The organism is Streptomyces longisporoflavus (assembly GCF_014649775.1).
GTDB lineage: Bacteria > Actinomycetota > Actinomycetes > Streptomycetales > Streptomycetaceae > Streptomyces > Streptomyces longisporoflavus.
Window position 1 is genome coordinate 71,738 of the sequence record NZ_BMTR01000015.1, and the last position, 23,416, is coordinate 95,153.

Annotated in this window: 21 protein-coding genes; 10 read left to right on the top strand and 11 right to left on the bottom strand. The window is 72.9% G+C overall.

The window, feature by feature from the left end; all coding sequences use genetic code 11:
* Positions 1-221: 221 nt before the first annotated feature.
* Positions 222-815, top strand: a complete 594-nt coding sequence (locus IE226_RS28210; RefSeq protein WP_190084220.1) for a sigma-70 family RNA polymerase sigma factor — start codon at positions 222-224, stop codon at positions 813-815.
* A 265-nt stretch (positions 816-1,080) separates the two neighbouring features.
* Here the strand turns inward: IE226_RS28210 and IE226_RS28215 are convergent, their stop codons facing one another.
* The 3 genes from IE226_RS28215 to IE226_RS28225 form a co-directional block, all read right to left on the bottom strand.
* A complete protein-coding gene (locus IE226_RS28215) occupies positions 1,081-1,488 on the bottom strand; it encodes a CoA-binding protein (protein ID WP_190084221.1) in 408 nt (135 codons plus the stop codon).
* Positions 1,489-1,549: 61 nt separating this feature from the next.
* Positions 1,550-2,125: a TerD family protein gene (locus tag IE226_RS28220; RefSeq protein ID WP_190084222.1), complete on the bottom strand. Its 576-nt coding sequence runs from the start codon at positions 2,123-2,125 to the stop codon at positions 1,550-1,552.
* A gap of 218 nt (positions 2,126-2,343) precedes the next feature.
* Positions 2,344-2,799 carry a tellurite resistance TerB family protein gene (locus IE226_RS28225; protein WP_190084223.1) on the bottom strand — a complete coding sequence of 152 codons (456 nt, stop codon included), beginning with the start codon at positions 2,797-2,799 and terminating at the stop codon, positions 2,344-2,346.
* Positions 2,800-2,931: 132 nt separating this feature from the next.
* Between IE226_RS28225 and IE226_RS28230 the strand changes: the two genes are divergently transcribed.
* Positions 2,932-3,609 carry a TenA family protein gene (locus IE226_RS28230; RefSeq protein ID WP_190084224.1) on the top strand — a complete coding sequence of 226 codons (678 nt, stop codon included), beginning with the start codon at positions 2,932-2,934 and terminating at the stop codon, positions 3,607-3,609.
* Positions 3,610-3,661: 52 nt separating this feature from the next.
* On the opposite strand, the gene IE226_RS28235 is transcribed toward IE226_RS28230, so the two are convergent.
* A complete protein-coding gene (locus tag IE226_RS28235) occupies positions 3,662-4,306 on the bottom strand; it encodes a TetR/AcrR family transcriptional regulator (RefSeq protein WP_190084225.1) in 645 nt (214 codons plus the stop codon).
* Positions 4,307-4,443: 137 nt separating this feature from the next.
* Here IE226_RS28235 and IE226_RS28240 point away from each other — a divergent pair, with 137 nt between their 5' ends.
* Together IE226_RS28240 and IE226_RS28245 are read left to right on the top strand one after the other, a co-directional pair.
* On the top strand, positions 4,444-5,892 hold the full coding sequence (locus IE226_RS28240; RefSeq protein ID WP_229871584.1) for an APC family permease: 1,449 nt from the start codon (positions 4,444-4,446) through the stop codon (positions 5,890-5,892).
* A complete protein-coding gene (locus IE226_RS28245; RefSeq protein ID WP_229871585.1) occupies positions 5,889-7,562 on the top strand; it encodes an amidohydrolase in 1,674 nt (557 codons plus the stop codon). The genes IE226_RS28240 and IE226_RS28245 overlap by 4 nt, the downstream gene beginning before the upstream one ends.
* On the opposite strand, the gene IE226_RS28250 is transcribed toward IE226_RS28245, so the two are convergent.
* Positions 7,537-8,217, bottom strand: a complete 681-nt coding sequence (locus tag IE226_RS28250) for a 4'-phosphopantetheinyl transferase family protein (protein ID WP_190084228.1) — start codon at positions 8,215-8,217, stop codon at positions 7,537-7,539. The two genes, IE226_RS28245 and IE226_RS28250, sit on opposite strands and share 26 nt — an antisense overlap.
* Before the next feature lie 100 nt (positions 8,218-8,317).
* Between IE226_RS28250 and IE226_RS28255 the strand changes: the two genes are divergently transcribed.
* From IE226_RS28255 to IE226_RS28265, 3 genes are all read left to right on the top strand, one after another.
* On the top strand, positions 8,318-8,944 hold the full coding sequence (locus IE226_RS28255; protein ID WP_190084229.1) for a YigZ family protein: 627 nt from the start codon (positions 8,318-8,320) through the stop codon (positions 8,942-8,944).
* 161 nt (positions 8,945-9,105) lie between these two features.
* Positions 9,106-10,269 (top strand): exonuclease SbcCD subunit D, encoded by a 1,164-nt coding sequence (locus tag IE226_RS28260; protein ID WP_190084230.1) that lies wholly within the window; start codon positions 9,106-9,108, stop codon positions 10,267-10,269.
* Positions 10,266-13,340: an AAA family ATPase gene (locus IE226_RS28265; protein WP_190084231.1), complete on the top strand. Its 3,075-nt coding sequence runs from the start codon at positions 10,266-10,268 to the stop codon at positions 13,338-13,340. The genes IE226_RS28260 and IE226_RS28265 overlap by 4 nt, the downstream gene beginning before the upstream one ends.
* 29 nt (positions 13,341-13,369) lie before the next feature.
* Here IE226_RS28265 and IE226_RS28270 read toward each other — a convergent pair whose 3' ends face one another.
* On the bottom strand, positions 13,370-13,816 hold the full coding sequence (locus tag IE226_RS28270; RefSeq protein WP_190084232.1) for an Lrp/AsnC family transcriptional regulator: 447 nt from the start codon (positions 13,814-13,816) through the stop codon (positions 13,370-13,372).
* A gap of 94 nt (positions 13,817-13,910) precedes the next feature.
* On the opposite strand from IE226_RS28270, the gene IE226_RS28275 reads away from it, so the two are divergent.
* Complete coding sequence (locus IE226_RS28275) at positions 13,911-14,432, top strand: rhodanese-like domain-containing protein (protein WP_190084233.1); 522 nt, start codon at positions 13,911-13,913, stop codon at positions 14,430-14,432.
* Between the two features lie 63 nt (positions 14,433-14,495).
* Here IE226_RS28275 and IE226_RS28280 read toward each other — a convergent pair whose 3' ends face one another.
* Both IE226_RS28280 and IE226_RS28285 read right to left on the bottom strand, forming a co-directional pair.
* Positions 14,496-16,211, bottom strand: a complete 1,716-nt coding sequence (locus IE226_RS28280) for a DUF885 domain-containing protein (protein WP_190084234.1) — start codon at positions 16,209-16,211, stop codon at positions 14,496-14,498.
* A 35-nt stretch (positions 16,212-16,246) separates the two neighbouring features.
* Positions 16,247-16,759: an Lrp/AsnC family transcriptional regulator gene (locus tag IE226_RS28285; protein ID WP_190084235.1), complete on the bottom strand. Its 513-nt coding sequence runs from the start codon at positions 16,757-16,759 to the stop codon at positions 16,247-16,249.
* A 60-nt stretch (positions 16,760-16,819) separates the two neighbouring features.
* Here IE226_RS28285 and IE226_RS28290 point away from each other — a divergent pair, with 60 nt between their 5' ends.
* The gene (locus tag IE226_RS28290; RefSeq protein ID WP_190084236.1) at positions 16,820-18,073 is read left to right on the top strand and encodes a trans-sulfuration enzyme family protein; all 1,254 of its coding nucleotides are present in this window, start codon (positions 16,820-16,822) and stop codon (positions 18,071-18,073) included.
* On the opposite strand, the gene IE226_RS28295 is transcribed toward IE226_RS28290, so the two are convergent.
* The gene (locus IE226_RS28295; protein ID WP_229871586.1) at positions 18,021-19,490 is read right to left on the bottom strand and encodes a GNAT family N-acetyltransferase; all 1,470 of its coding nucleotides are present in this window, start codon (positions 19,488-19,490) and stop codon (positions 18,021-18,023) included. The genes IE226_RS28290 and IE226_RS28295 overlap by 53 nt on opposite strands.
* Before the next feature lie 153 nt (positions 19,491-19,643).
* Complete coding sequence (locus IE226_RS28300) at positions 19,644-21,227, bottom strand: alkaline phosphatase D family protein (RefSeq protein ID WP_190084238.1); 1,584 nt, start codon at positions 21,225-21,227, stop codon at positions 19,644-19,646.
* Positions 21,228-21,600: 373 nt separating this feature from the next.
* On the opposite strand from IE226_RS28300, the gene IE226_RS28305 reads away from it, so the two are divergent.
* On the top strand, positions 21,601-22,011 hold the full coding sequence (locus IE226_RS28305) for a VOC family protein (protein ID WP_190084239.1): 411 nt from the start codon (positions 21,601-21,603) through the stop codon (positions 22,009-22,011).
* Here the strand turns inward: IE226_RS28305 and pdxR are convergent.
* Positions 21,969-23,405, bottom strand: a complete 1,437-nt coding sequence (gene pdxR / locus IE226_RS28310; RefSeq protein ID WP_190084240.1) for a MocR-like pyridoxine biosynthesis transcription factor PdxR — start codon at positions 23,403-23,405, stop codon at positions 21,969-21,971. The genes IE226_RS28305 and pdxR overlap by 43 nt on opposite strands.
* Positions 23,406-23,416: the final 11 nt, after the last annotated feature.

Consider the following 23,416-nt stretch of genomic DNA (forward strand, 5'->3'; position numbering starts at 1 on the left):
TTCCCCGATGCCGTAGCCGCGCGCCATGCCGCTCGTCCCCACGGCTCGGGCATCGGCCGCGCGCACTCCTGCGCGGCCGTACCCCCATCACCCGGATCCGCCGGACGCAGCACAAGGTGCGCCGTCGATGAGACAGGCACGCAAGCGCACCGACACACCGACACACAGGCGCACTATGCGTACGGCGTGTCCGGATCCCGGATTCCCGAGAAGGACACCAGGTGATCATTCCTGCCCTGCCCAGCTCACCCGACGAGTCGATAACGGCCTGGGCGCTCGCCGCCCGCGCCGGTGACCCCGAGGCCGTCGAGCACTTCGTACGTGCCCTGCACCGCGACGTCCGCAGGTACGTGACGTACCTCGGCGGCGACCCGCAGGCCGCCGACGACCTGACGCAGGACACGTTCCTGCGGGCCCTCGGCAGCCTGCACCGTTTCGAGGGGCGCTCCTCCGCGCGCACGTGGCTGCTCTCGATCGCCCGGCGCGCGGTGATCGACAGCCTGCGGCACGCCGCCGCCCGGCCCCGCCTCTGCGACACGGACGACTGGCAGTCCGCCGCCGAGAGGGCCCAGCCGAGAGGCCTGCCGGGCTTCGACGACGGCGTGGTTCTGGCCGACCTGCTCGCGACGCTGCCCGACGAGCGGCGTGAGGCCTTCGTCCTCACCCAGCTCCTCGGCCTGCCCTACGCGGAGGCCGCGCTGCTCACCGGCTGCCCGGTGGGCACGGTCCGCTCGCGCGTGGCGCGGGCCCGCATCTCGCTGATGGAGCGACTGCGGGACGCCGAGTGCCCCGCACTTGTGGGGTCCGCGGCCTGACGCCCGCCCCCTGAACGGCCGCCCGGCCCCCGAGCCGGGCGGCCGCTCCGGCTCCCAGCCCAGTGCGGAGGCCAAGCGCCGCTCCGTACAGGACAGGCCCGCCTGCCGCAGCGCGGCCAGCCGGGCTCCGGCGTGGCGGAGCGCCGGGAGAGGGCGTTGCGGCGGGTGGGGTGAGGCGCGTCCCGCGCCCCCGAAGGGGCGCGGGGAACTGCGCGCTCAGCCCCCACCGGGCCCGCGGCCTGTCGCCGCGCCGCCCAGCGGAGCGTCACCGCAACATGGGCAGTTCGATCGCCGGGCAGCGGTCCATCACCATGTCGAGGCCCGCCGCCCGCGTCCGCTCGTACGCCGCCTCGTCGATGACGCCCAGTTGGAACCACACCGCCTGCGCGCCGATCGCGACGGCTTCCTCGGCGGCCTGGCCCGCGAGGGAGCTGTTGAGGAAGACGTCGACGACGTCGATCTTGAAGGGCACGGCGGAGAGGGACGGATAGCCCTTCTCGCCGTGCACCGTCTCGGCCTTCGGATGGATCGGGACGACGCGCTTTCCGTAGCGTTGCAGGACGCTCGCGACCCCGTACGCCGCTCGTTCCTCGTTCGTGGACAGGCCCACGACCGCCCAGGTGTCCCCGAGTTCCGTCAGGATCTTGCGCACTGTTGCCGGATCGCCGTACACGTCCCGCTCCCTCCGCCGCCGGTGGTTCAGCCGATGGTCGGCCGATGGTCAGGTGACCGCGTCAGACGTTCACGCCGAAGTCCGAGGCGATGCCGCGCAGTCCACTGGCATAACCCTGGCCGACCGCACGGAATTTCCACTCGGCGCCGTGCCGGTAGAGCTCGCCGAAGACCATGGCGGTCTCGGTCGAGGCGTCCTCGGAGAGGTCGTAGCGCGCGATCTCCACGTTGTCGGCCTGGTTCACCACGCGGATGAAGGCGTTGCGGACCTGGCCGAAGCTCTGGCCGCGGTTCTCGGCGTCGTGGATGGAGACCGGGAAGACGATCTTCGTGATCGTGGCGGGCACCGCGGCGAGGTTCACCTTCACGGCCTCGTCGTCGCCCTCGCCCTCACCGGTGAGGTTGTCGCCGGTGTGCTCGACGGAGCCGTCGGGGCTCTTGAGCTGGTTGTAGAAGATGAAGTGCTGGTCGTCGACGACCTTCCCCGAGTCGTCGCAGAGCAGCGCGCTGGCGTCCAGGTCGTAGTCCGTGCCGGTGGTCGTACGGACGTCCCAGCCCAGGCCGACCAGGACGGCGGTGAGGCCGGGGGCCTCCTTGCTGAGCGAGACGTTGCCGCCCTTGGCCAGGGAAACTCCCACGATGTCCTCCTGAGGTCCTGAGGTGATGTGCGTACCGGCCGTGGTCAGGGCCGGATCTGAAAAACTACAACACTGTAGAAGTTGCCGGTGTGCCGCGTGTGTGCCGGGTGCCGCCACCGTTTCCTGCTACTGCGTCCCGATACGATGTGGCGCTCTCCGAGCGGCCGTCAAGAGCCACCGCGCCGTAGACACAGGCCGGTGCGGCGCGGTGGAGCCGGTCAGAGGTCGAACTCGTGCGGCGGCAGGTCGAGCGCGAAGCACGCCTCCCGTACGACGGCACGCTCCGTCTGGTCGAAGTCGCCGTCCGCGCCGCCGATGACGATGCCGATCTGGATCACGGCTCGCGCCTCGGCGGGCTTCTTCTTCGCCTTGGCGACTTCCTGCAACACGCTGACCTTGCCGAACGCGAAGTCGGCGGTCAGCTTGTCGACGTACGTGTCGAAGCGGCGGCGCAACTCGTCGGCGGGGAAGTTCTGCAGCACCTCGTTGGTGGCGATGAGCTGTGCCACGCGCTGGCGTTCGGACGGATCGATGGTGCCGTCCGCGGCCGCCACGAGGGCGCACATCGCCATACTGGAGTCGCGGAAGGCGCCGCTCTTGAGGTCGTTCTTCTTTGCCATGAGCTGGGTCTGCATCGTCGATGCGGATTCCTTGACGCGGTCCCACAGGGCCATGAGTGCTCCGTATGTCGGTGAGTCGGTGAGTCGGTAAGTCGTTGGGTCGGTAGGGCGAGGTTTTTGTTTCTACAACACTGTAGAAACTAGCAGGCGGGCCGAGTGGTCCGCCCGTCGCAGGGAGGACGGACGATGACCGCAGCCGCACAGGAACTGCTCGACGCCGTGACGGCGGAGCTCGCGCCGGACGCGGCGGCCAACCCACTCGTACCGCGGCTCGCGGACGGCACGGCGAACCGTTCCGCGATCACCGCTCTCGCCCTGGAGCAGCGCTCCGTCATCCCCGCCGACCGCCGCTCCTTCCTGCACCTGGCCGCACGCTCCGCCGACGCCGGCGAAACCGAGTGCGAGACCTTCTTCCGCACCCTCGCCAAAGGGGAGACGCTCGCCTTCGACCGGCTCGGAGCCCTCGTCGCGGCATGCGGAGTGGACAAGGCCGGCGCCGACGCGTACGAACCCCGGGCGGGCTGCCAGGCCTATCCCGCGTACGTGGCCTGGCTCGCCCTGAACGGCGCCCCCGCCGACGCGGTCCTCGCCCTGACCGCCAACTTCGCCGCCTGGGGCGCCTACTGCGCGACCCTCGCCGACGCGCTCCCCGCGCACTACGGCTTCAGCCAAGAGGCCTGCGGCTTCTTCGCGTTCTTCGCCGAGCCCGCGCCCGACCTGGAGAGGCAGGCGCTCGCCGCGGTGGGCGCGGGCTTGGGCCGCGGCCTCGACGCGACCGGTTCCGCTCTGCGGTACGGGAAACTGTTGCAGCGCTACGAGGCGATGTTCTGGGAGACGCTCGCCGACCCGGCGCGCGGCCTCTGACCGCCTTCGCCCCCGACCGCCGCGCCGCTACTCCCCGCGCTTACCCCCGCGCCTACCCCTCGCGCAGCTCCGCCAGTTGCACCACGAGCCCGCGGATCAGCGCGTCGAGCCCCGCGGCGAACGCCTCCTCGGCCCGCCCCGCCTTGCTGCCGCCGGCGGTGCTCTCCAGCGCGGCCGCCAGGACCGGGACCCGGGGCGCGTGCCCGGCCGGGTCGATCATCAGCGGCGGCGCCACGAGGTCGAGCGCCGAGCCGAGGAGGAAGGACTCGACGCTGGTCAACGCCCCGATCAGCCGCTCCTGCGGCCATCCGCCGCGGGCAAGCGCGGCCACGACCGCCTCGTACATGCCGAGTGTGGCCGGTGAGCTGATGGTGGTGGTGGCGAGCAGGTCGATGGAGTGCGGGTGCCGTGCGAAGGCGTCGCGGTACGAACGGGCCCATGCGGCAAGGGCGTCGGGCCACGGCAGCGTGTCGAACGCGGAGACGTCCATCTCCTCGACGATCAGGCGCCGTACGCCCTCGATGACCTCGGCGCGGCCGTCCAGATGGTTGTAGAGCGAGGCGGTCCTGACCCCGAGCCGCGAGGCGAGGCGGGGCAGGCTGAAGGCGCCGGCCCCCTCGGCGTCGATCAGCGCGAGGGCCTCCCGCACTATCAGGTCCGCGCCGAGCAGCGGTACGCGCGGTCTCCCTCTGCCCATGGTCCCGTAACTCCCTTCCGCGGATGCGCTCTTCACAGCCGCCCGCGTGCAGAGTACGGTCCTGCTCAGCCCGGACTAAAGGCTTTAGTTTTCGGGCCGCCCCCGCCCGAGCCCCCACAGCAGGCCGGAGTAGCCGCGTGACCGAACCCGCCCCGCACGCCGCCAAGGGTCTGAGCGGCGGCGCCGTCGGCACCTGCGACCTCGTCTTCTTCGTGGTGGCCGCCGCGGCGCCGCTGACCGTGATGGCCGGCGTGGCACCCCTGTCCATCGGCATGGCCGGCCGCGCGGCACCCCTCGGCTATCTGCTTTCGGGGCTGCTGCTCGTCGTCTTCGCCGCCGGCTTCACCGCGATGAGCCGCTTCGTGCGCAACGCGGGCGCCTTCTACGCCTACATCGGGCGCGGGCTCGGACGCCCGGCGGGAGCGGGGTCCGCGTACGTCGCGCTCTACTCGTACAACGCCATCGAGGTCGGACTGCTTGTCGCCTTCGGATGGTTCACCGAGTCCGGGTTCCAGGACCTGACGGGGGTCCGTGTCGCCTGGTGGATCTGGGCGATCACCGGACTCGTCGCCATCGGGGTGCTCGGCTATCTGAAGGTCACGCTCAGCGCCAAGGTCCTCGGCGTCGCCCTGGTCCTCGAAGTCCTCGTGCTCCTGGTCTTCGAGGCCGGGGTCTTCGCGCACGGCGGCGGGCCGCAGGGCCTCGACCCGGCCGCGCTCTCCCCGCGGCACCTGGGCGGCGAGGGCGTGGGCGGCATGTTCGTGCTCGCCGTCGGCGCCTTCGTCGGATTCGAGGCGACGGCCGTCTACGCCGAGGAGGCACGGGAACCGGAGCGCACGGTGCCGCGTGCCACCTGCATCGCCGTGGCGTTCCTCGCGCTCTTCTACACCTTCACGGTATGGATGATCATCAACGCGTACGGGCCCGACCGCGCGCAGGCCGTCGCCGGCGGTGAGGGCGGCGCCGACATGGTCTTCACGGCCACCGAGCGGTTCGCCGGGGCGTGGGCCGCCGACTCCATGCACGTACTGATCATCACCAGCGCCTTCGCCGCGACCCTCGCCTTCCACAACGGCGCCGCCCGCTACTTCTACGCCCTGGGCCGCGAGGGGCTGCTGCCGCGCCGCCTGGGCACCGTGGCCCCCCGGACCCGGGCACCCGCCACGGCGGTCGTCACGCAGTCGGCCATCGCGCTCGTCGTGATCGGCGTGACCGTGGTGAGCGGCGTTGATCCGTACACCGTCACCTTCCTGTGGAGCAACGGCTCCGGCATCCTCGGCGTGATGCTGATGCAGGCACTCACCGCCCTCGCCGTGTACGGATTCTTCCGGCGCGACCGCAGGGGCATGCCCGCCTGGCGGGTGGCCGCGGCCCCGCTGATTGCCTGCGCGGGTCTCGCCGCACTGATCGCCCTGGTATGCGCCAACCTCGATCTCCTGACCGGGGCGTCGGCCGCGGTCAACGCGGCGCTGATCGCTCCGCTGCCCGCGCTGTTCGCGGCGGGAGCGGCACTGGCCCTGCGGATGCGACGGCGCGAACCGCAGGTGTACGAACGGCTGACGACGGTGGACGCGGAGAGCGTGTGACCGGGGAACGGAGCGGCATGACGGACGGGACGCCGGGCGAGACGGCGGACGGGACGGTGACCCGGGTCTTCCTGGGGCGGGTGCGCACGGGAAGCCCCGCTCACGGCGACTCCACGGCACTGGCCGTGCGGGGCGGGCGCGTCGTCGCGCTGGGCGACGAGGCCCGCGCGCTCGCCGAAGTGGCCGAAGAAGTCGTCGAGTCGGGCGACGGGCTGCTCATGCCCGCCTTCGGCGACGGCCACGCCCATCCCCTCTTCGGCGGTCTGGAGAGCTTCGGCCCGCAGATCAAGGACCTCACCTCCGTTGAAGCGATCGTCGCGGAAGTCGCGCGGTGGGCCCACGCACACCCGGACGCGGAGTGGATCGTGGGCGCGTCCTACGACCCCGCGCTCGCGCCCGACGGCGAGTTCGACGCCCGGTGGCTCGACGCCGCCGTGCCGGACCGGCCCGTCGTGCTGCGGGCGTACGACTACCACACGGTGTGGTGCAACACGGAGGCACTGCGCCGGGCCGGCGTGCGCGACACGACGCCCGAGCCGCGCCTCGGCTGGATAGTCAGGCGCCCCGACGGCTCGCCCCTGGGCACCCTGCGCGAGTGGCACGCCTGCGACCTGGTGCTCGACCAGGTGCCGGCCCGCGACGAGGCCGAACTCGTCGAAGCCGTGCGCCGCGCGTGCCTGGCGTACGCGCGAGCGGGCATCACCTGGGTGCAGGACGCCTGGATCGAGCCGGAGATGGCGGAGGCCTATCTCGCGGCGGCCGGGCACGACGCGCTGAGCGTCCGCGTCGACCTGGCCCAGCGCGCCGACCCCGACCGCTGGCGCGACCAGCGCAAGCAGTTCGACGCCACGCGCGCACGCGTGCGCGCCGAGGGCGGCCCGCTGCTGTCCGCGCGCACCGTGAAGTACTTCAGCGACGGCGTGATCGAGGGCGGTACGGCCGCCCTGCTCGCCCCCTATCTGGACGCGCCGCACAGCTGCGGCATGCCCGTGTGGGAGCCGCGCGCGCTCGCCGAAGCGGTGTGCGCGTTCGACGCCGACGGATTCGAGACGCACATCCACGCCATCGGCGACGCGGGCGTACGGGCCGCGCTCGACGCGGTGGAGGCCGCGGTGCTCGCCAACCCCGCCAGGGACCGGCGCCCCGTGATCACCCACGTCCAGCTCGTCGACCCGGCCGACCTGCCGCGCTTCGCCGCGCTCGGCGTCGTCGCCAACTTCGAGCCCCTGTGGGCACAGCCCGACCCGCTGCAGACCGATCTGTCGATGCCGCGGATCGGCGCCGAGCGGTCCGACCGGCAGTACCCGATGGGAGAGCTCGCGCGCGACGGCGTGCGGATTTCCTTCGGCAGCGACTGGCCCGTCAGCTCGTACGAACCACTGGAGGGCATCCAGGTCGCGGTCACCAGGCGCACGTTCGACGGCGACCCGGAGGGCGGCTGGATACCGCGGCAGCGGCTCACCGTGGAGCAGGCCCTTGCCGCGGCCACCAGCGGGGTCGCCCACCAGGCGGGCGCGGACGACCGCCTCGCCCTCCTGCCCGGTGCGCCCGCCGACCTGGTCCTGCTCTCCGCCGACCCGCGCACGGTGGACCCGATGGCCATCCGGCACGTGCGGGTGCTCGGCACGTGGCTCGCGGGAGCGGCTACGTACCGGGCGGGGGAGGAGTGAGGGGCAGGACGATGGCGGTGACGGCGATACCGTCACGTATCAGCCAAGAACCCCTGAAACCCGTCAGCTCGCGCCCCGCCAGCCGCGGCCCCGGCACCAGGAGGGCCGCCGTGAACGTGCCGTCCGGTGCCAGGTCCACCCGCGCGTCCTCGAAACCGAGCCAGCGCCCGGTGAGCGGGAACCACGTCTTGTAGACGGACTCCTTGGCGCTGAAGACGAGCCGGTCCCAGGGAACGTCCGGATGCCGGACGCCGAGCCCGGCGAGCGCGGCGCGCTCCGTCTCGTCCGTGATCAGATTCAGGACGTCGGCGTCGGCGAGCGGGGCGGCCGGCTCCGCGTCGATGCCGACGGACGAGACCGCCGAGTCGCGGGCGACGACGGCGGCGCGGTAGCCCGTGCAGTGCGTCATGCTGCCCACGATGCCCTCGGGCCAGCGCGGCGCGCCCCTGGGGCCCGGCAGGATCGGTACGGGCTCCACACCGAGCCCGGCCAGGGCGGTACGGGCACACTGGCGGACCGTGGCGAACTCGCGGCGCCGCTTGTCCACGGCCCGCGCGACGGCTTCCGCCTCCTCGGGGAAGAGGAAGGGATCGGCCGCGTCCTCGCGGGTCTCCACGACGGTCACGGGCTCGGCTGCGAGCAGTGTCCCCAACACGTCGGTGCTCCGGGGGACTTGGCGTACGCGATTCTCGGGTGACGTCACAACGGATCACCGTACCGGGGCCGTGGCCTGCGCGGGGGCCTACTCTGGCGGGATGCACGACGAGTACCGCACAGTGGCCCGCGAGGCCGTGCACGAGACCGAGATCAACCGCTCGCGCTTCCTGTGCGCCCTCGCCCCCGCGGCCACCGAGGAGGAGGCCCAGGCGTTCGTCGCCCGCATCCGCAAGGAGCACCCGTCCGCCTCGCACAACTGCTTCGCGTACGTCATCGGGGCCGACGCCGGGGTGCAGAAGGCGAGCGACGACGGAGAGCCCGGCGGTACCGCCGGTGTGCCGATGCTCCAGATGCTGCTGCGCCGCGACATGCGGTACGTCGTCGCCGTCGTGACCCGCTACTACGGAGGGGTCAAGCTCGGCGCCGGAGGACTGATCAGGGCCTACGGAGGCGCGGTCGGCGAGGCGCTCGACGCGGTCGGCACCCTGACCCGCAGGCGCTTCAGGCTCGCCACCGTCACGGTCGACCACCAGCGCGCGGGCAAGATCCAGAACGATCTGCGCTCGGCCGGGCGCGAGGTGCGCGACGTGCGCTACGGCACCGCGGTGACCATCGAGATCGGCCTCCCCGACGCCGACGTCGAGGCCTTCACGGCCTGGCTCGCGGACGCGACCGCGGGCAGCGCGGTCTTCGAGCTCGGGGGAGAGGCGTACGGCGACGCCTGACGCCCGGCGGGGCGCGCGCCGGCGACGGAGTCGGGGTTCGTGATGGGGCAGGGGCCGGCAGGCGCTAGCGTGGTGGGTGCTGTCGGCGGGGCCCGTGCTGGGGCGGTCCTCGTTCCGTGGCACCGGAGGGGTTGAGTGAGTATGCGGGCCGGAGCGGCGTCTTGAGAATTCTGCACACGTCCGACTGGCATCTGGGCCGGTCGTTCCACCGCGTGAACATGCTCGGCGCCCAGGCCGAATTCATCGGTCACCTCATCGCCACGGCGCGTGAGCACGAGGTGGACGTCGTCGTCGTGTCCGGTGACGTGTACGACAGGGCGGTCCCGCCGCTCGCCGCCGTCGAGCTGTTCGACGACGCGCTGCACCGGCTCGCGGACCTCGGCATCCCGACGGTGATGATCTCCGGCAACCACGACTCGGCGCGCCGCCTCGGTGTCGGCGCCGGGCTCATCGGCCGCGCGGGCATCCACCTGCGCACCGCGCCCGCCGCCTGCGGAGAGCCCGTGGTCCTCGCCGACGCTCACGGGGACGTGGCGTTCTACGGCCTGCCCTATCTCGAACCGGCGCTGGTCAAGGACGAGCTCGGAGCAAAGCGCGCGGGTCACGAGGCGGTGCTCGGCGCCGCCATGCAGCGGGTGCGCGCCGATCTGGCCGGCCGGCCGACGGGCACCCGCTCCGTCGTCCTCGCCCATGCCTTCGTCACCGGCGGCGAGGCGAGCGACAGCGAGCGGGACATCACGGTCGGCGGAGTGGCCGCCGTGCCCTCCGGAGTCTTCGACGGCGTCGACTACGTGGCCCTCGGCCATCTGCACGGCAGCCAGGCCATCAGCGAGCGCGTGCGCTACTCCGGTTCCCCGCTGCCGTACTCGTTCTCGGAGGCCGCGCACCGCAAGAGCATGTGGCTCGTCGATCTCGGCCCGGCGGGAGAGATCGCCGCCGAACGCGTCGACTGCCCCGTGCCGCGCCCGCTCGCCCGCATCAGGGGAGACATCGAGACGCTGCTCGACGCCCCGGAGCTCGCCGCCCACGAGGAATCCTGGGTCGAGGCGACCCTCACCGACCCGGTGCGCCCCGACGACCCCATGGCCCGCCTCTGCGAGCGCTTCCCGCACACCCTCAGCCTCGTCTTCGACCCGGAGCGCGCCCCCGAGGACCCCGATATCTCCTACGCCCGGCGTCTCGAGGGGCGCACCGACCAGCAGATCGCGGAGGACTTCGTGACCCATGTGCGGGGCGCGGGGCCCGACGAGCGCGAACAGGCGGTGCTGCGGGCCGCGTTCGACACGGTCCGCACCGACGAGACGCTGCGCGAGGTGGCCCGATGAGGCTGCACCGGCTCCGGATCACCGCGTTCGGCCCCTTCGGCACCACCCAGGACATCGACTTCGACGAACTCTCCGCCGCCGGGCTCTTCCTGCTGCACGGACAGACGGGCGCGGGAAAGACCTCCGTCCTGGACGCCGTCTGCTACGGCCTGTACGGATCGGTGCCCGGCCCCCGCCAGGGCAGCGGCCAGGGTGTGACGCTGCGCAGCGACCACGCGGAGCCCGGTGTCCGGACCGAGGTGTGCCTCGAACTCACCGTCGCGGGCCGCCGGTTGGAGGTCACCCGGCAGCCGCCGTGGGAGCGCCCGAAGAAGCGCGGCACCGGCACGACCACGGAGAAGGCGCAGAGCTGGCTGCGTGAGTACGAGCCGGGGGAGGCTGGGCAGGCCGGTGCCTGGAAGGACCTCAGCCGCTCCCACCAGGAGGTCGGCGAGGAGATCACCCAGCTGCTCGGCATGAGCAAGGAGCAGTTCTGCCAGGTGGTGCTCCTGCCGCAGGGTGACTTCGCGCGGTTCCTGCGGGCCGACGCCGAGGCCCGCGGCAAGCTGCTCGGGCGGCTCTTCGACACGCACAGGTTCGCCGCGGTCGAGCAGCGGCTCGCAGAGCAGCGGCGCGAGGCCGAGGGCGCGGTACGGGAGGGCGACGCGGAGCTCCTCGCCGACGCGCACCGGATGCAGCAGGCCGCCGGGGACGCGCTCGACGCCGCGCAGTCGCCGCTGCCCGATCTCTCGCCCGGTGATCCGGGGCTCGCCGACGCCGTCCTGGCCTGGGCCGCCGTGGCCCGCACCAGCGCGCGCGAACGGCACACGATCGCCGGGTGCGCCCTCACGGCCGCCGAGTCCGCGCAGGCCGCTGCGGGGCGCCGCCTCGACGACGTACGCGAACTCGACGCCCTGCAACGGCGGTTCGCCCTGGCGCGGGAGCGGGCCGAACGCCTCCGGGAGCGCGCGGACGAGCACCGGCAGCGGCAGATTCGGATGGAGCGGGCCCGCAAGGCGGAGACGGTCGCCCCCGCGCTCGGGCTGCGCCGGGCCACCGAGGAGGAGCACCGCCGCGCCACCGACGAGGAGGCACGCGCGCGCGGCCACCTGCCCGCCACGTTCGCCGACTCCGGTTCCGCGGGCCTCGCCGCCGCCGCGCGCAAGGCCGCCGAAGAACTCGGCGGCCTCGAATCCGCCCGGCGCGCCGAGCAGCGCCTCGACGGACTGCGTACGGAGCGCACGTCCCTGGAGCGCGAGGAGCGGGCCGACGACGAGCTGCTGCGCGAGGCCGCCGGCTGGCTCGACGGCTGGGCGGCGAGCAGGACCGCACTCCAGGAGCGCATCGACTCCGCACAGGAGGCGGCCACGCGCGCGGAGCACCTGGCGGGCCAACTGGAGCCGGCGCAGCGCAGGTTGGACGCGGCCCGTCGCCGCGACGGCCTCGCGCGGGAGGCGGCGGCCGCCTTTGAGCGCACTCTCGCGGCCCGCGAAAGCACCACCGCGGCCCACGAACACTGGCTGGCCCTGAAGGAGCAGCGCCTCACCGGCATCGCCGCGGAACTGGCCGCGGGCCTGAGTGACGGCGACCCGTGCGCGGTCTGCGGCGCCACCGAACACCCCGCGCCCGCTCCGAAGGACGCCGGTCACGTCGACCGCGCCACGGAGGAGTCGGCGCTCGCCGCGTACCGGCAGGCGGAGGAGCGGCGCGCGGAGGACGAGCGGCAGCTCGGCGAGGTCCGCGAGTCCCTCGCGGCGGCCCGCGCGGCCGCCCTGGGCTCGACCGGCGGGGACTTCGACGACGAGGAGCAGACAGACTCCGCGGACGGTCCTTCCGTCGAGCGACTCGCCGGACTCGTCGAGAAGCTGCGGGCCGAACACGCCGACGCGCGGAGCAGCGCCTCCGGACTGCACGCCGCCCGCGAAGCCCTCGCGCAGGCCGAGCGTGAGCACGACCGCAGGGTCGCCGTACAGCAGGAAGCCGCTGTGCGGGCCGCCTCACGCACCACCCTGCGGGACTCCCTCGACCGCGAACAGGCTTCTCTGGAAGCGGAGTTGAGCCGGGCGCGGGGTGCCAGCGGCAGTGTCGCGGCACGCACCGCCCAGCTGGAGCGCCAAGCCGCGCTCCTGACCGACGCCGCGGAGGCCGCGCGCGTCGCAGACGACACCGCCCAGCGGCTCAAGGACGCCGACGCGCGACTCGCCGACGCCGCCTTCCGCGCCGGGTTCGACACACCGGGGGACGCGGCCGAAGCCCTGCTCGACGATGCCGGCCACCGCGAGCTCCAGCACCGTATCGACGAGTGGCGCAACGAGGAGGCGGCGGTGCGCTCCCTCCTCGCCGAACCGGACGCCGCCGCGGCGGCCGAGCAGCCCCCGGCCGATCTCCGGGCCGCGCAGGAGGCCGCCGAGCAGGCCGACAGGCGGACCCGCGCGGCCGCCTCCGCGCTCGACGCGGCCGCGCGGTGCTGCGCCGAACTCGACCGGCTCTCCGAACGGTCGGCCGCCGGAGCCATGCGGCTCGCGCCGCTGCGCGCCGAGTACGACCGCGTGGCACGCCTCGCGGGACTCGCCGCGGGCACATCGGCGGACAACGAACGCAAGATGCGCCTGGAGTCCTACGTACTCGCCGCCCGGCTCGAACAGGTCGCGGCTGCGGCGACCGCACGGCTGCGGCGCATGTCGTCGGGCCGCTACACCCTCGTCCACTCCGACCACCGCACCGGGCGCGGCCGTTCGGGCCTCGGCCTGCACGTCGTCGACGCCTGGACGGGCCGCGAGCGCGACACGTCCACGCTCTCGGGCGGCGAGACCTTCTTCGCCTCCCTCGCCCTCGCGCTCGGCCTCGCCGACGTCGTCACGGACGAGGCGGGCGGCGTACGGCTCGACACGCTCTTCATCGACGAGGGCTTCGGCAGCCTCGACGACCAGACCCTGGACGAGGTGCTCGACGTCCTGGACTCCCTGCGCGAGCGGGACCGCAGCGTCGGCATCGTCTCGCACGTCGCCGACCTGCGGCGACGTGTCCACGCCCAGCTCTGGGTCGAGAAGGGGCGTGCGGGTTCGGTCGTACGGCGTCGGGGCGGGGCGTGAGGGCGGGCCGGTGTGCGGCGCGGCCGGGGTCAGTTGCCCAGGGGGCGCCTCGGCAGGGGCGAGGAGTAGACGATGCTCGTGGTCACCGACCCCAGGGCGCCGATCTTCCCCGCCACCTCCTCCAGATGGCTCATCGAGCGCGCCGCGACTTTGATCACGAAGCAGTCGTCACCGGTGACATGGTGCGCCTCCAGTATCTCCGGGGTCGCCTCGACCAGGTCGTGGAACGGCTTGTAATTGCCGTTCGGGTAGCGCAGCCGCACGAACGCCAGGATGGGCAGGCCGAGGCGCTCGGGGTCGACCACGGCCGCGTACCCCTGGATCACGCCCGCCTCCTCCAGTCTGCGGACCCGTTCCGTGACGGCGCTCGGGGACATGGAGACGGCGCGCGCCAGTTCGGCGTAGCTGGCGCGGCCCTCGCGCTGGAGGACATCGAGGATGCGCCAGTCGGTGGCGTCCGTGGAATAACCGGTCATGCCTGAGAGGTAACAGGGGAATCCCCGGCCGATCAAGAGGCAGGCCGGGGATCGGCTCTTCTGGGGCGACGTCTGCGCCCGTAGATTTCTGGCCATGAGCACAGCGACGAACACGCGACCGGCGTCCGCCACTGCCCCCGCGACCACGAGTGTCCCGAACCCCGTCCTGCGGGTCGCCCCCGCGACCCCGGCTGCCGCCGCCGCGTACTTCGGTGCGAGCCTCGCCTTCCACGCCGACGTGTCCGACGTGGCGGCGGCGCTCGCCGCCGACGGCGATCCCGGCTTCGTCGTGGTCGACTCCCGCTCGACCGAGTCCTGGGACCAGGGCCACATCCCCGGCGCGATCCACCTCCCCACCGCGCTCATCGCCGAGCAGGCCGAGCAGCTCCTCGACAAGTCCGTGCCCGTCGTCACCTACTGCTGGGGCCCCGGCTGCAACGGCGCGACCCGCGCCGCCCTCGCCCTCGCCCGACTGGGCTTCCAGGTCAAGGAGATGCTGGGCGGCTTCGAGTACTGGGTGCGCGAGGGGTTCGCGTTCGACACCTGGCAGGGCGGTGAGCGGCGCGCTCCCGACCCCCTCACGGCTCCGCTGGACGCGGATAACTGCGGCTGCTGAGGCGGGACGGGGCAGGGCGGGACGGCGGGCGGGTCGCGCGGGTGAGGCGGACCCGCCCCGGCCTCAGAGCGCCGACAACTCGTCCACCAGGTCGTCGAGCCCCAGCGACCCCTGCGAAAGGGCGGCCATGTGCCACGCCTTCGCGTCGAACGCGTCACCGTGGCGCTGCCGCGCGTTCTCGCGGCCGAGCAGCCAGGCCCGCTCGCCCAGTTTGTAGCCGATGGCCTGGCCGGGGATGGAGAGGTAGCGGGTCATCTCGCTCGCCACGTAGTCCGCGGGACGGCTGCAGTGCGCGGCGTAGAACTCCTGCGCCAGGTCGGGGGTCCAGCGCTCGCCCGGGCGGAAGGGCGAGTCCGCCGGGATCTCCAGCTCCAGGTGCATGCCGATGTCGACGATGACACGCAGCGCCCGCATCATCTGCGCGTCCAGGTAGCCGAGCCTGCGTTCGGCGTCCGTGAGGAAGCCGAGCTCGTCCATGAGCCGCTCCGCGTACAGCGCCCAGCCCTCCGCGTTGGCGCTGACCAGGCCGATGGTGGCCTGGTAGCGGGAGAGGTTCTCCGCGACGTGGGCCCACTGAGCCAGCTGGAGGTGATGGCCGGGCACGCCCTCGTGGTACCAGGTGGAGACCAGGTCGTACACGGGAAAGCGGGTGTCGCCCATGGTCGGCAGCCAGGTCCGGCCGGGGCGCGAGAAGTCCTCCGAGGGGCCCGTGTAATAGGGAGCCGCCGCGCCGCCCGGCGGGGCGATGCGGGACTCCACCCTCCGTACCCGCTCGGCGAGTTCGAAGTGGGTGCCGTCAAGGGCCTCGATCGCCTCGTCCATCAGCGCCTGGAGCCAGACCCGTACCTCCTCCACGCCCTCGATGTGCGTGCCGTGCTCGTCGAGGTGGGCGAGCGCCACCCACGGCGTGGCGGCGCCGGGCAGGATCTTCTCGGCCTCGGTGCGCATCTCGCCGAGCAGCCGGTGGAATTCGGACCAGCCGTACGCGTAGGCCTCGTCGAGGTCCAGATCGGCGCCGTTGAAGTAGCGGGACCAGCGGGCGTAGCGCTCGCGGCCCACCGTGTCGGGGGCGCCCTCGATCGCGGGCGCGTAGACGTCCCGCATCCAGTCGCGCAGTGCCACGACCGACGCGGTGGCGGCGCGCGCGGCGGCGTCCAGGTCGGCGCGGAGCGAGTCGGGGCCCTCCGCGGCGAACTCCTCGAACCAGCCGCGGCCCTCGCCGCCGGGCCCCGCCCACTCGCCGAGCTGCTCGATGAAGACGGCCGTCGGCCGGGGCGGAGCGAACAGCTTGCGCTCCAGGCCGAGTTCGAGCGAGGCACGGTATCCCTCGTACGCGGCCGGCACGGCCCGCAGCCGTTCGGCGATCGCCGCCCAGTCCTCGTCCGTCTCGTCCGGCGTCACCGTGAAGATCTCGCGCACCGCGTGCGGGATCGTGTGCAGATTGCCGACCGCGCGCAGCCCCTCGTCGGCCTCGTGCACGGCGAGTTCCGCGGTGAGCCGCTCCCGCAGGAGGCGCGCGCACCTGCGCTCGGCGTCACTGTCGCCGCCGGGCAGCCGCTCCGCGTCGTCGAGCCGGGCGAGCGTGGTGCGGGCGAGCTCCGCGACGGCTTCCTGGCCCGCCGGAGAGGTGTCGGGAAGCTTGCTGTGGCTCGCCCTGACGCCGAGGAACGTGCCGTTGATGGGGTCGAGGGCGATGAGCTCGTCGACGTAGGCATCGGCGACCTGACGCGGCAGCGGCCCGGCGCTCGTGTTCGGACTCGGGATGGTTGTGTCTGACATGCGGACATACTCGTACGCGGAAGACCCCCGCGTCATCAGGATTGGCCGGAGCTTTCCCCTTGGTCATCGGCCTCCGGTCCCGGCGGCAGGAGCGGCCCGCACTCCCACTGCTGGAAGATCAACCGGGTCTCCACGCGCGCCACTTCGCGCCGTGCGGTGAACTCGTCGAGGACGAGCCGCTGGAGGTCCGCCGTGTCGGTCACCGCCACATGCACCAGATAGTCGTCGGGTCCGGCGAGATGGAACACCGACCGGGACTCCGGCAGCGCCCTGATCCGCTCCACGAACGGTCCGACCAATTCGCGCCGGTGCGGCCGCACCTGCACGGAGAGCAGCGCCTCCAGGCCGCGCCCGAGTTTCGCCGGATCGAGCCGCAGCTGATGGCCGAGGATCACGCCGGACCGGCGCAGCCGGGAGATCCGGTCCAGACAGGTCGAGGGCGCGACACCCACCCGGGACGCGAGATCGCGGTACGTGATCCGGGCATCGTTCTGCAACAGCCGCAGTATGCGAAGATCCACCGGGTCCAGTACGACAGAGTCAGCCACTCGCCGAACGTAGCACGGGATTCAACCACCAGACACCGGTCTTTGTTCAGACTTCCACCCATGGACACGAACACGGAATCCCGCACCGGATCCGGCCTCCCGGCCGCCCCCACGGCATGGCCGCGCGCCCTCGCCACCGAGGCCGTGCACGCCGGACGCGACGACCTCGCCGGGCTCGGCCTGCACGCCGCGCCGATCGACCTGTCCACCACGTACCCGTCCCACGACACCCGCGGGGAGGCGGCGCGCATAGACGCCTTCGCCGCCGACGGCGCCCTGGACGACGGTCCGCCCGTCTACGCCCGCCTCGCCAACCCGACGGTCGCGCGCTTCGAGACCGCCCTGGCCCGCCTCGAAGGTACCGAGAGCGCGGTCGCGTTCGCGAGCGGCATGGCGGCGCTGACCGCGGTCCTTCTCGTACGGGGAGCGGCCGGCCTGCGTCATGTCGTCGCGGTCCGCCCGCTGTACGGGTGCAGCGACCACCTGCTGACCGCGGGCCTGCTCGGCTCCGAGGTCACCTGGACCGACCCCGCGGGGATCGCCGACGCCATCCGCCCCGACACCGGTCTGGTGCTCGTCGAGTCGCCCGCCAACCCCACCCTCGCCGAACTCGACCTGCGCGCGGTGGCCGACGCCTGCGGCACGGTGCCGCTCCTCGCCGACAACACCTTCGCGACGCCCGTGCTCCAGCGGCCGGTCGAGAGCGGGGCGCGGCTCGTGCTGCACAGCGCCACCAAGTACCTGGGCGGACACGGCGACGTCCTCGGCGGAGTGGTCGCGTGCGACGAGGAGTTCGCGCGGCAGCTGCGGCAGGTCCGTTTCGCCACCGGCGGGGTGCTGCACCCGCTCGCCGGATACCTGCTGCTGCGGGGCCTTTCCACCCTGCCGGTGCGGGTACGTGCCGCCTCGGCGAACGCGGCGGAACTGGCGCGGCGCCTTGCCGCCGACCCGCGCGTGCGCCGCGTGCACTATCCGCGGCTCGGCGGCGCCATGGTGGCCTTCGAGGTTCACGGCGATCCGCACGCGGTGACCGCCGGGGTGCGGCTGATCACCCCGGCGGTCAGCCTCGGCAGCGTCGACACGCTCATCCAGCATCCGGCGTCGATCAGCCACCGGGTGGTGGACCCGGCGGACCGGCGCTCGTCGGGAGTGAGCGAAAGTCTGCTGCGGCTTTCGGCCGGGCTCGAGGACGTCGAGGACCTGTGGCAGGACCTCGACCATGCTCTCGGCCCGGGCCCGTCCGCGTCAGCCGCTGCCCCCGCTAGTGCGTCTGCTCATGCTGGGAGGGGTCGTACGGCAGGTGTTGTGAGCTGACCGGTGTCGCTTCGAGGCGGGCGGTGATGACCAGGGTGCCCTCCTCGATCTGGTAGTCGAGGGGGAGCCCCAGACCGCGCATCGCGGCGACCATGCCCGTGTTGGACGCCTGCGTCACCGCGTACACGCTCTCGCAGCCCGCCTCGCCGGCCATCGCCACCAGGCGGCCGAGCAGTTCACCGCCGATGCCGCGGCGCTGCCAGTCGTCCTCGACGAGCAGGGCGATCTCGGTCTCGTCGCCGTCCCAGAGCAGATGACCGAGGCCGACGATGCGCCCCGACGCCGTCTGCACCGCCAGGGTGCGGCCGAACCGCGGGCTGAGCAGGTGGTTGAGATAGCGGTCGGCGTCCCGGACCGGACCGTGGTACCGCATGCCGAGCGTGCGCTGCGAGCAGCGCGCGTGCATGGCCTTGGCCGCCTGGACGTCGGCGGTGTCGGCCCGGCGCACGGTGATGGCGCTGCCCTCGGAGAGCGTCAGTACGTCCTGGCTGTGCGGGATGCGCGGGCCGAGCCGGGTGTCGAGCTCGACCAGGGCACGTGCGCGGGCGAACTCGGTGGGCGTGAACGGCAGGTACGGCCGCTCCACGGTGATCACTTCGCCTTCCGGCGCCCGCAGCCGCAGCACCGTCCCCTCCAGGGCGCCCTCGACGGACTTCTCCGCCTGCGGTCCGGATGAGCCCTGCGGCTTCGCGGGCAGCGACCGGATGGTGCAGCGGCCCAGCAACTGGCGCAGTGCGAGCGGGAGTTCGGCGGCGTCCAGGGCGGTGCGGGTGGCGAGGCCCAGGATGCGGGTGGGGGCGTCCACCAGGTCGTGGGCGTCCGCCCGCTCGATCCAGGTGCCCGAGCCGCCCGCGTGCGCGACACCGCGGGTGATCTCGGCCGCGGGCAGGTCGGCGGGCGCGCGCAGCAGGAACTCGTCGACGGTGCCTTCGGCGAGCGGGTGCGTCTGGAGGCTCAGGATGTCGACCTTGCCGTACGCGAGGGCCGTGCACAGGGCGGCGAGCGAGCCCGGTTCGTCCCGCACCGTGGTGCGCATCCGCCACAGCGTCGTCGCCCCCGCCGAGGTCTGCGCGGCGGCGGCCCCGGCCTGCTCCATGGCCGTCACGGGCCCGGGCAGTCGCTGGCCGTGCTGGTCGTGCTGGTCCCGACGCCCGGTGGTGTGCGGCCGGGCGCCGGTATCGTCCGCCGCCGGGGGCGCGTGGTTGTGGCGGCGTGCCCACCATGTGTGGAACCCGACCGTGGCGAGCAGCGCCACGGCCGAGATCACGAGCAGGGCGGGACCGTCGGGCCCGTGCCCGACCATGTTCGCCACCGCGTCCGCCACGGCCACCGCCGTGAAGAGGGCGGCGAGCTCCACCAGATCCCGCCGCCAGTGGTGGACAGGGCGGCCGTGTTTGGTTCGCTTCACATCAGGCATGTCTGCACTCATACAGCCACTGTGGAGGAAGGGTGTTGCGTGATCACGAACGTTCTGTGACTGACGAGTTAAGAGGCCTTCTGCCCGTTTAATTCCTCTTTGCTCGCCCTTGGTGTCCGGGCATGCGCTTTCGTTGTGCGCTCGGGGCCATGATCACGCCTGTCCCACCCGCCCCGGCTGCAGCACCTCGGTGAACAGCACCCCGCCGCCCTCCTGCCGCAGCCGCACGGTCAGCTCGCCGCTGTCGCCGTCGATGTCGACCTCGCCGAAGTACTGCGGGGTCTCGGCCGGTGACGTGTTGGCCCGGTTCGGTGCCTTGACGAAGCGCTGCTCGGGACCGAACGTCCCGTCGAGTTTGAGCGCCTGGAAACCGCCCGCGGCCAGCGGCCCGGAAACGAACTCCCAGAACGGCGCGAAGTCCTTGAACGCCGCGCGCGAGGGATCGTAGTGCTGGGCCGACGTGTAGTGCACGTCGGCGGTCAGCCACACCGTTCCGGTGACCTTGCGGTGCTTGATGTGCCGGAGGAGTTCGGCGATCTGGAGCTCGCGGCCGAGCGGCGCGCCCGGGTCGCCCTGGGCGACGGCCTCGAAGTTCGCCGAGCCGTCGGGCACGACGAGGCCGAGCGGCATGTCGGATGCGATGACCTTCCAGGTGGCGCGCGAGCGCGAGAGCTCGCGCTTGAGCCAGCTCAGCTGCCGGGCGCCCAGGATGCCTGTGGTGTCGTCGGGCTGCCGGCCGGGTGAGTTGGCGTTGCGGTAGGAGCGCATGTCCAGGACGAACACATCGAGGAGCGGGCCGTGCCGCAGCACGCGGTACACCCGCCCGTCCTCGTCGCCCGGCGGCAGCGTCGAGATGGGGTAGTACTCGCTGAAGGCCCGCAGGGAGCGCCCGGCGAGGACGTCCACGTTCTTCTCCGTATAGCGGGCGTCGGTCAGGATCTGCCCCGGATACCAGTTGTTGCGCACCTCGTGGTCGTCCCACTGGACGATCGAGGGGACCTGCGCGTTGAAGCGCCGCAGGTTCTCGTCGAGCAGGTTGTAGCGGAAGGCGCCCCGGAACTCCGCGAGCGACTCGGCGACCTTCGACTTCTCCTCCGTGGTCACGTTCCGCCACACGCTGCCGTCGGGCAGGGTGACGCTGGGCAGGATGGGCCCGTCGGCGTAGATGTTGTCGCCGCTGCACAGGAAGAAGTCCGGGTTCCTGCGGCGCATCTCCTCGAAGACGCGCCAGCCGCCGCGGTCCGGGTTGATGCCCCAGCCCTGGCCCGCGATGTCACCGGACCACAGGAAGCGCACCCCCTCCTTGCGCCCCTTCGGCGTCGTACGGAACGTGCCGGTGACCGGCTCTCCCGTGCGTCTGGGGTCGTCGGGGTCGGCCAGGACCACGCGGTAGTGGATCTGCTCGCCCGCGGGCAGCCCGCGCAGCCGCGTCGTCCCCGTGAAGTCGGTGTCCGGGCCGAGCAGCGGCCCCTTCCAGCGAGTGGGGTTGCGGAACGACTCGGTGGCCGACGTCTCCACGATCATCCGGGCCGGCCGGTCGGAGCGCACCCACACCAGACCCGCGTGCGCCGTCACGTCACCGGCCTGCACGCCCCACTCGGCCCGCGGGCGCCCCGACCGGGCGAACGCCGGAGCGGCCCCGGCGATGGACGGCACGGCGAGCGCCGCCGGTACGGCGAGCGAACCGCGCAGCACACTGCGCCGGCGCGGGGACGGGCTCGGCTGAGGATGTGACATGAATGCGCCTCCAGTGACAGGTCGGACCAGTGTGCAGGGCCACAACTAGCGGTGCGCGGCGGCGCACACGCAAACCACAAGTGAACAACTGCCGGAGACGCAAGGGAACCGGTGTGCGAACGCCGTGTTGTCCACATCCCCGGTCGCCGTCGTCTACATCCCCGGTCGCCGGTCGGAAGTCGCACCTCCCCGCCGCGCGCCCGAGGTCTGACGGCCGATGCGCGAAGATCCGGCGGCTGCCTACGCTCGGGGCGGCGGAGGCACGCGATCGAACGCGCCGCGTCGGCGCGTCACGTCGACGCGCCAGGCACCACGCATCACGCACACGCAACAGCACCACGCATCACGTCGCCGCATTACGAGGGGGAGCCCCATGCCTTTCAACGGTCAGAGCCACATCCGCATCGCCCGCCCGTCCCGCGACCTCGCGGCGGCGGAGCGCTTCTGGGTGACGGGCCTCGGCCTGGACGTCGTGTGGCGGTCGGAGGGCGGCGACGCTCCCGGCGAGCACGACCTGCTGATGGTCGGCAGGCCGGACGCGTCCTGGCATCTCGAACTCGTCCACGAGGCCGGCAACCCGGTCCTGCCGCGGCCCACGGAGGAGGACCTGCTCGTCATCTATCTCGACGAACCGGTCCCCGACGAACTTGTGGCCCGCCTGGAGGTGCACGGCGGCACACGTGTCCTGTCTCCCAACCCGTACTGGAACGAGTGGGGCGTCACCGTCGAGGACCCGGACGGCTACCGCCTGGTGCTCTGCACGCGCGCGTGGTCCAACTCCTGAGCCGCTCCGGCGAGGAGCCGCACCCCCTCGGCGATCTGCGCGGGCGTCAGGTGGGCATAGCCGAGCACGAGGCGCACGTCCGGGCCGGTCGCCGAGCCGTAGTCGCCCAGCGTGCGCAGCGCGACCCCGGCCGCCGCGGCCCGCCGCAGGAAGGCCTCCTGCGGGCCCCACCGGCCGGGCAGCCTGGCGATGACGTGCAGACCTGCGGCGATGCCGGTCACCTCCGTACCGGGAAAGTGCTCGTCGAGCGCCGCGACGAGCGCGTCCCTGCGTTCGCGGTAGGCGCGCTGGCAGCGGCGCAACTGGCGGTCGTAGTCGCCGCGTTCGACGAAACGCGCGAGCAGGGCCTGGTCGAGTGCCGGGTTGCCCAGGTCCATCATGCGCTTGCGGGCGACGACCTCGTCGATCATCGACTCCGGTGCGAGCAGCCACCCCAGGCGCAGCCCGGGAGCCAGCGACTTGCTGACCGAGCCCGTGTACGCGACATGTTCGGGGTCGAGTCCCTGCAACGCGCCCACCGGGGCGCGGTCGTAGCGGAAGTCCCCGTCGTAGTCGTCCTCGATGATCAGGCCGTCCACGGACCGCGCCCAGTCGAGGAGTTCGGCCCGCCGCGGGGCCGAGTAACCGATGCCCAGGGGGAACTGGTGGGCGGGCGTGGTGACGACCGTGCGCAGTCCCTGTTCTCTCAGTACGCCGGTGTCCACCCCCTCGTCGTCGACGGGGACCGGCACCGTGGCGACCCCCGCCGACGCGAACAGCTCGCCGTGCTGCGGGCTTCCGGGGTCCTCGACGCCGACGGCACGCTCCCCGCGCGCGTGGAGCACGAACCCGACCAGTGCCATGGCCTGGGCCACGCCGGAGCAGACGACGATCCCCTCCGGGTCGGCGACCACCCCCCGGCGGCGCACGAGAAGTCCGGCGAGGGCCGTCCGCAGCCGGGGCAGGCCCCGCGGATCCGGGTAGCCCAGTGCGTGGTGGGGCAGTTCGGCCAGGACACCGCGGTGGGCCGCCGCCCACGCGGCGCGCGGGAACAGGGACAGATCGGGGGTTCCCGCGATGAAGTCCACGCGCGCGTGGACGGGCCGCGGCGCCAGATCGCGCGTGCCCGGAGCGGCTCTCCGTGCCGCGCCGCCCACCCAGGTTCCCGCGCCCCGGTCGCTGCGCAGGTACCCCTCGGCCGTCAACTGCTCGTACGTCTCCGTGACGAGCCCCCGTGAGACACCCAGGTCGGCGGCGAGCGACCGGCTGGACGGCAGCCGCGTCCCCGGCGCCAGCTGCCCGGATCTGACCGCGTCGCGCAGCGCCGACCGCAGGCTGCGGCCACGGCTGCGGGCGGGTGCGGACGCGGCGGGCAGCAGCAGCTCCCAGGCGGGGGTTCCGGCCGCCGAAGTCATCGGGATGCGCC

Excerpts from the sequence above, each read along its gene's own strand:
- IE226_RS28275 (WP_190084233.1), top strand. The coding sequence starts at position 13,911 with ATGAGCACAGCGACGAACACGCGACCGGCGTCCGCCACTGCCCCCGCG.
- pdxR (WP_190084240.1), bottom strand. The coding sequence starts at position 23,405 with ATGACTTCGGCGGCCGGAACCCCCGCCTGGGAGCTGCTGCTGCCCGCC.
- IE226_RS28235 (WP_190084225.1), bottom strand. The coding sequence starts at position 4,306 with ATGGGCAGAGGGAGACCGCGCGTACCGCTGCTCGGCGCGGACCTGATA.
- IE226_RS28265 (WP_190084231.1), top strand. The coding sequence starts at position 10,266 with ATGAGGCTGCACCGGCTCCGGATCACCGCGTTCGGCCCCTTCGGCACC.
- IE226_RS28255 (WP_190084229.1), top strand. The coding sequence starts at position 8,318 with ATGCACGACGAGTACCGCACAGTGGCCCGCGAGGCCGTGCACGAGACC.
- IE226_RS28295 (WP_229871586.1), bottom strand. The coding sequence starts at position 19,490 with ATGCCTGATGTGAAGCGAACCAAACACGGCCGCCCTGTCCACCACTGG.
- IE226_RS28230 (WP_190084224.1), top strand. The coding sequence starts at position 2,932 with ATGACCGCAGCCGCACAGGAACTGCTCGACGCCGTGACGGCGGAGCTC.
- IE226_RS28225 (WP_190084223.1), bottom strand. The coding sequence starts at position 2,799 with ATGGCCCTGTGGGACCGCGTCAAGGAATCCGCATCGACGATGCAGACC.
- IE226_RS28300 (WP_190084238.1), bottom strand. The coding sequence starts at position 21,227 with ATGTCACATCCTCAGCCGAGCCCGTCCCCGCGCCGGCGCAGTGTGCTG.
- IE226_RS28270 (WP_190084232.1), bottom strand. The coding sequence starts at position 13,816 with ATGACCGGTTATTCCACGGACGCCACCGACTGGCGCATCCTCGATGTC.
- IE226_RS28305 (WP_190084239.1), top strand. The coding sequence starts at position 21,601 with ATGCCTTTCAACGGTCAGAGCCACATCCGCATCGCCCGCCCGTCCCGC.
- IE226_RS28280 (WP_190084234.1), bottom strand. The coding sequence starts at position 16,211 with ATGTCAGACACAACCATCCCGAGTCCGAACACGAGCGCCGGGCCGCTG.
- IE226_RS28290 (WP_190084236.1), top strand. The coding sequence starts at position 16,820 with ATGGACACGAACACGGAATCCCGCACCGGATCCGGCCTCCCGGCCGCC.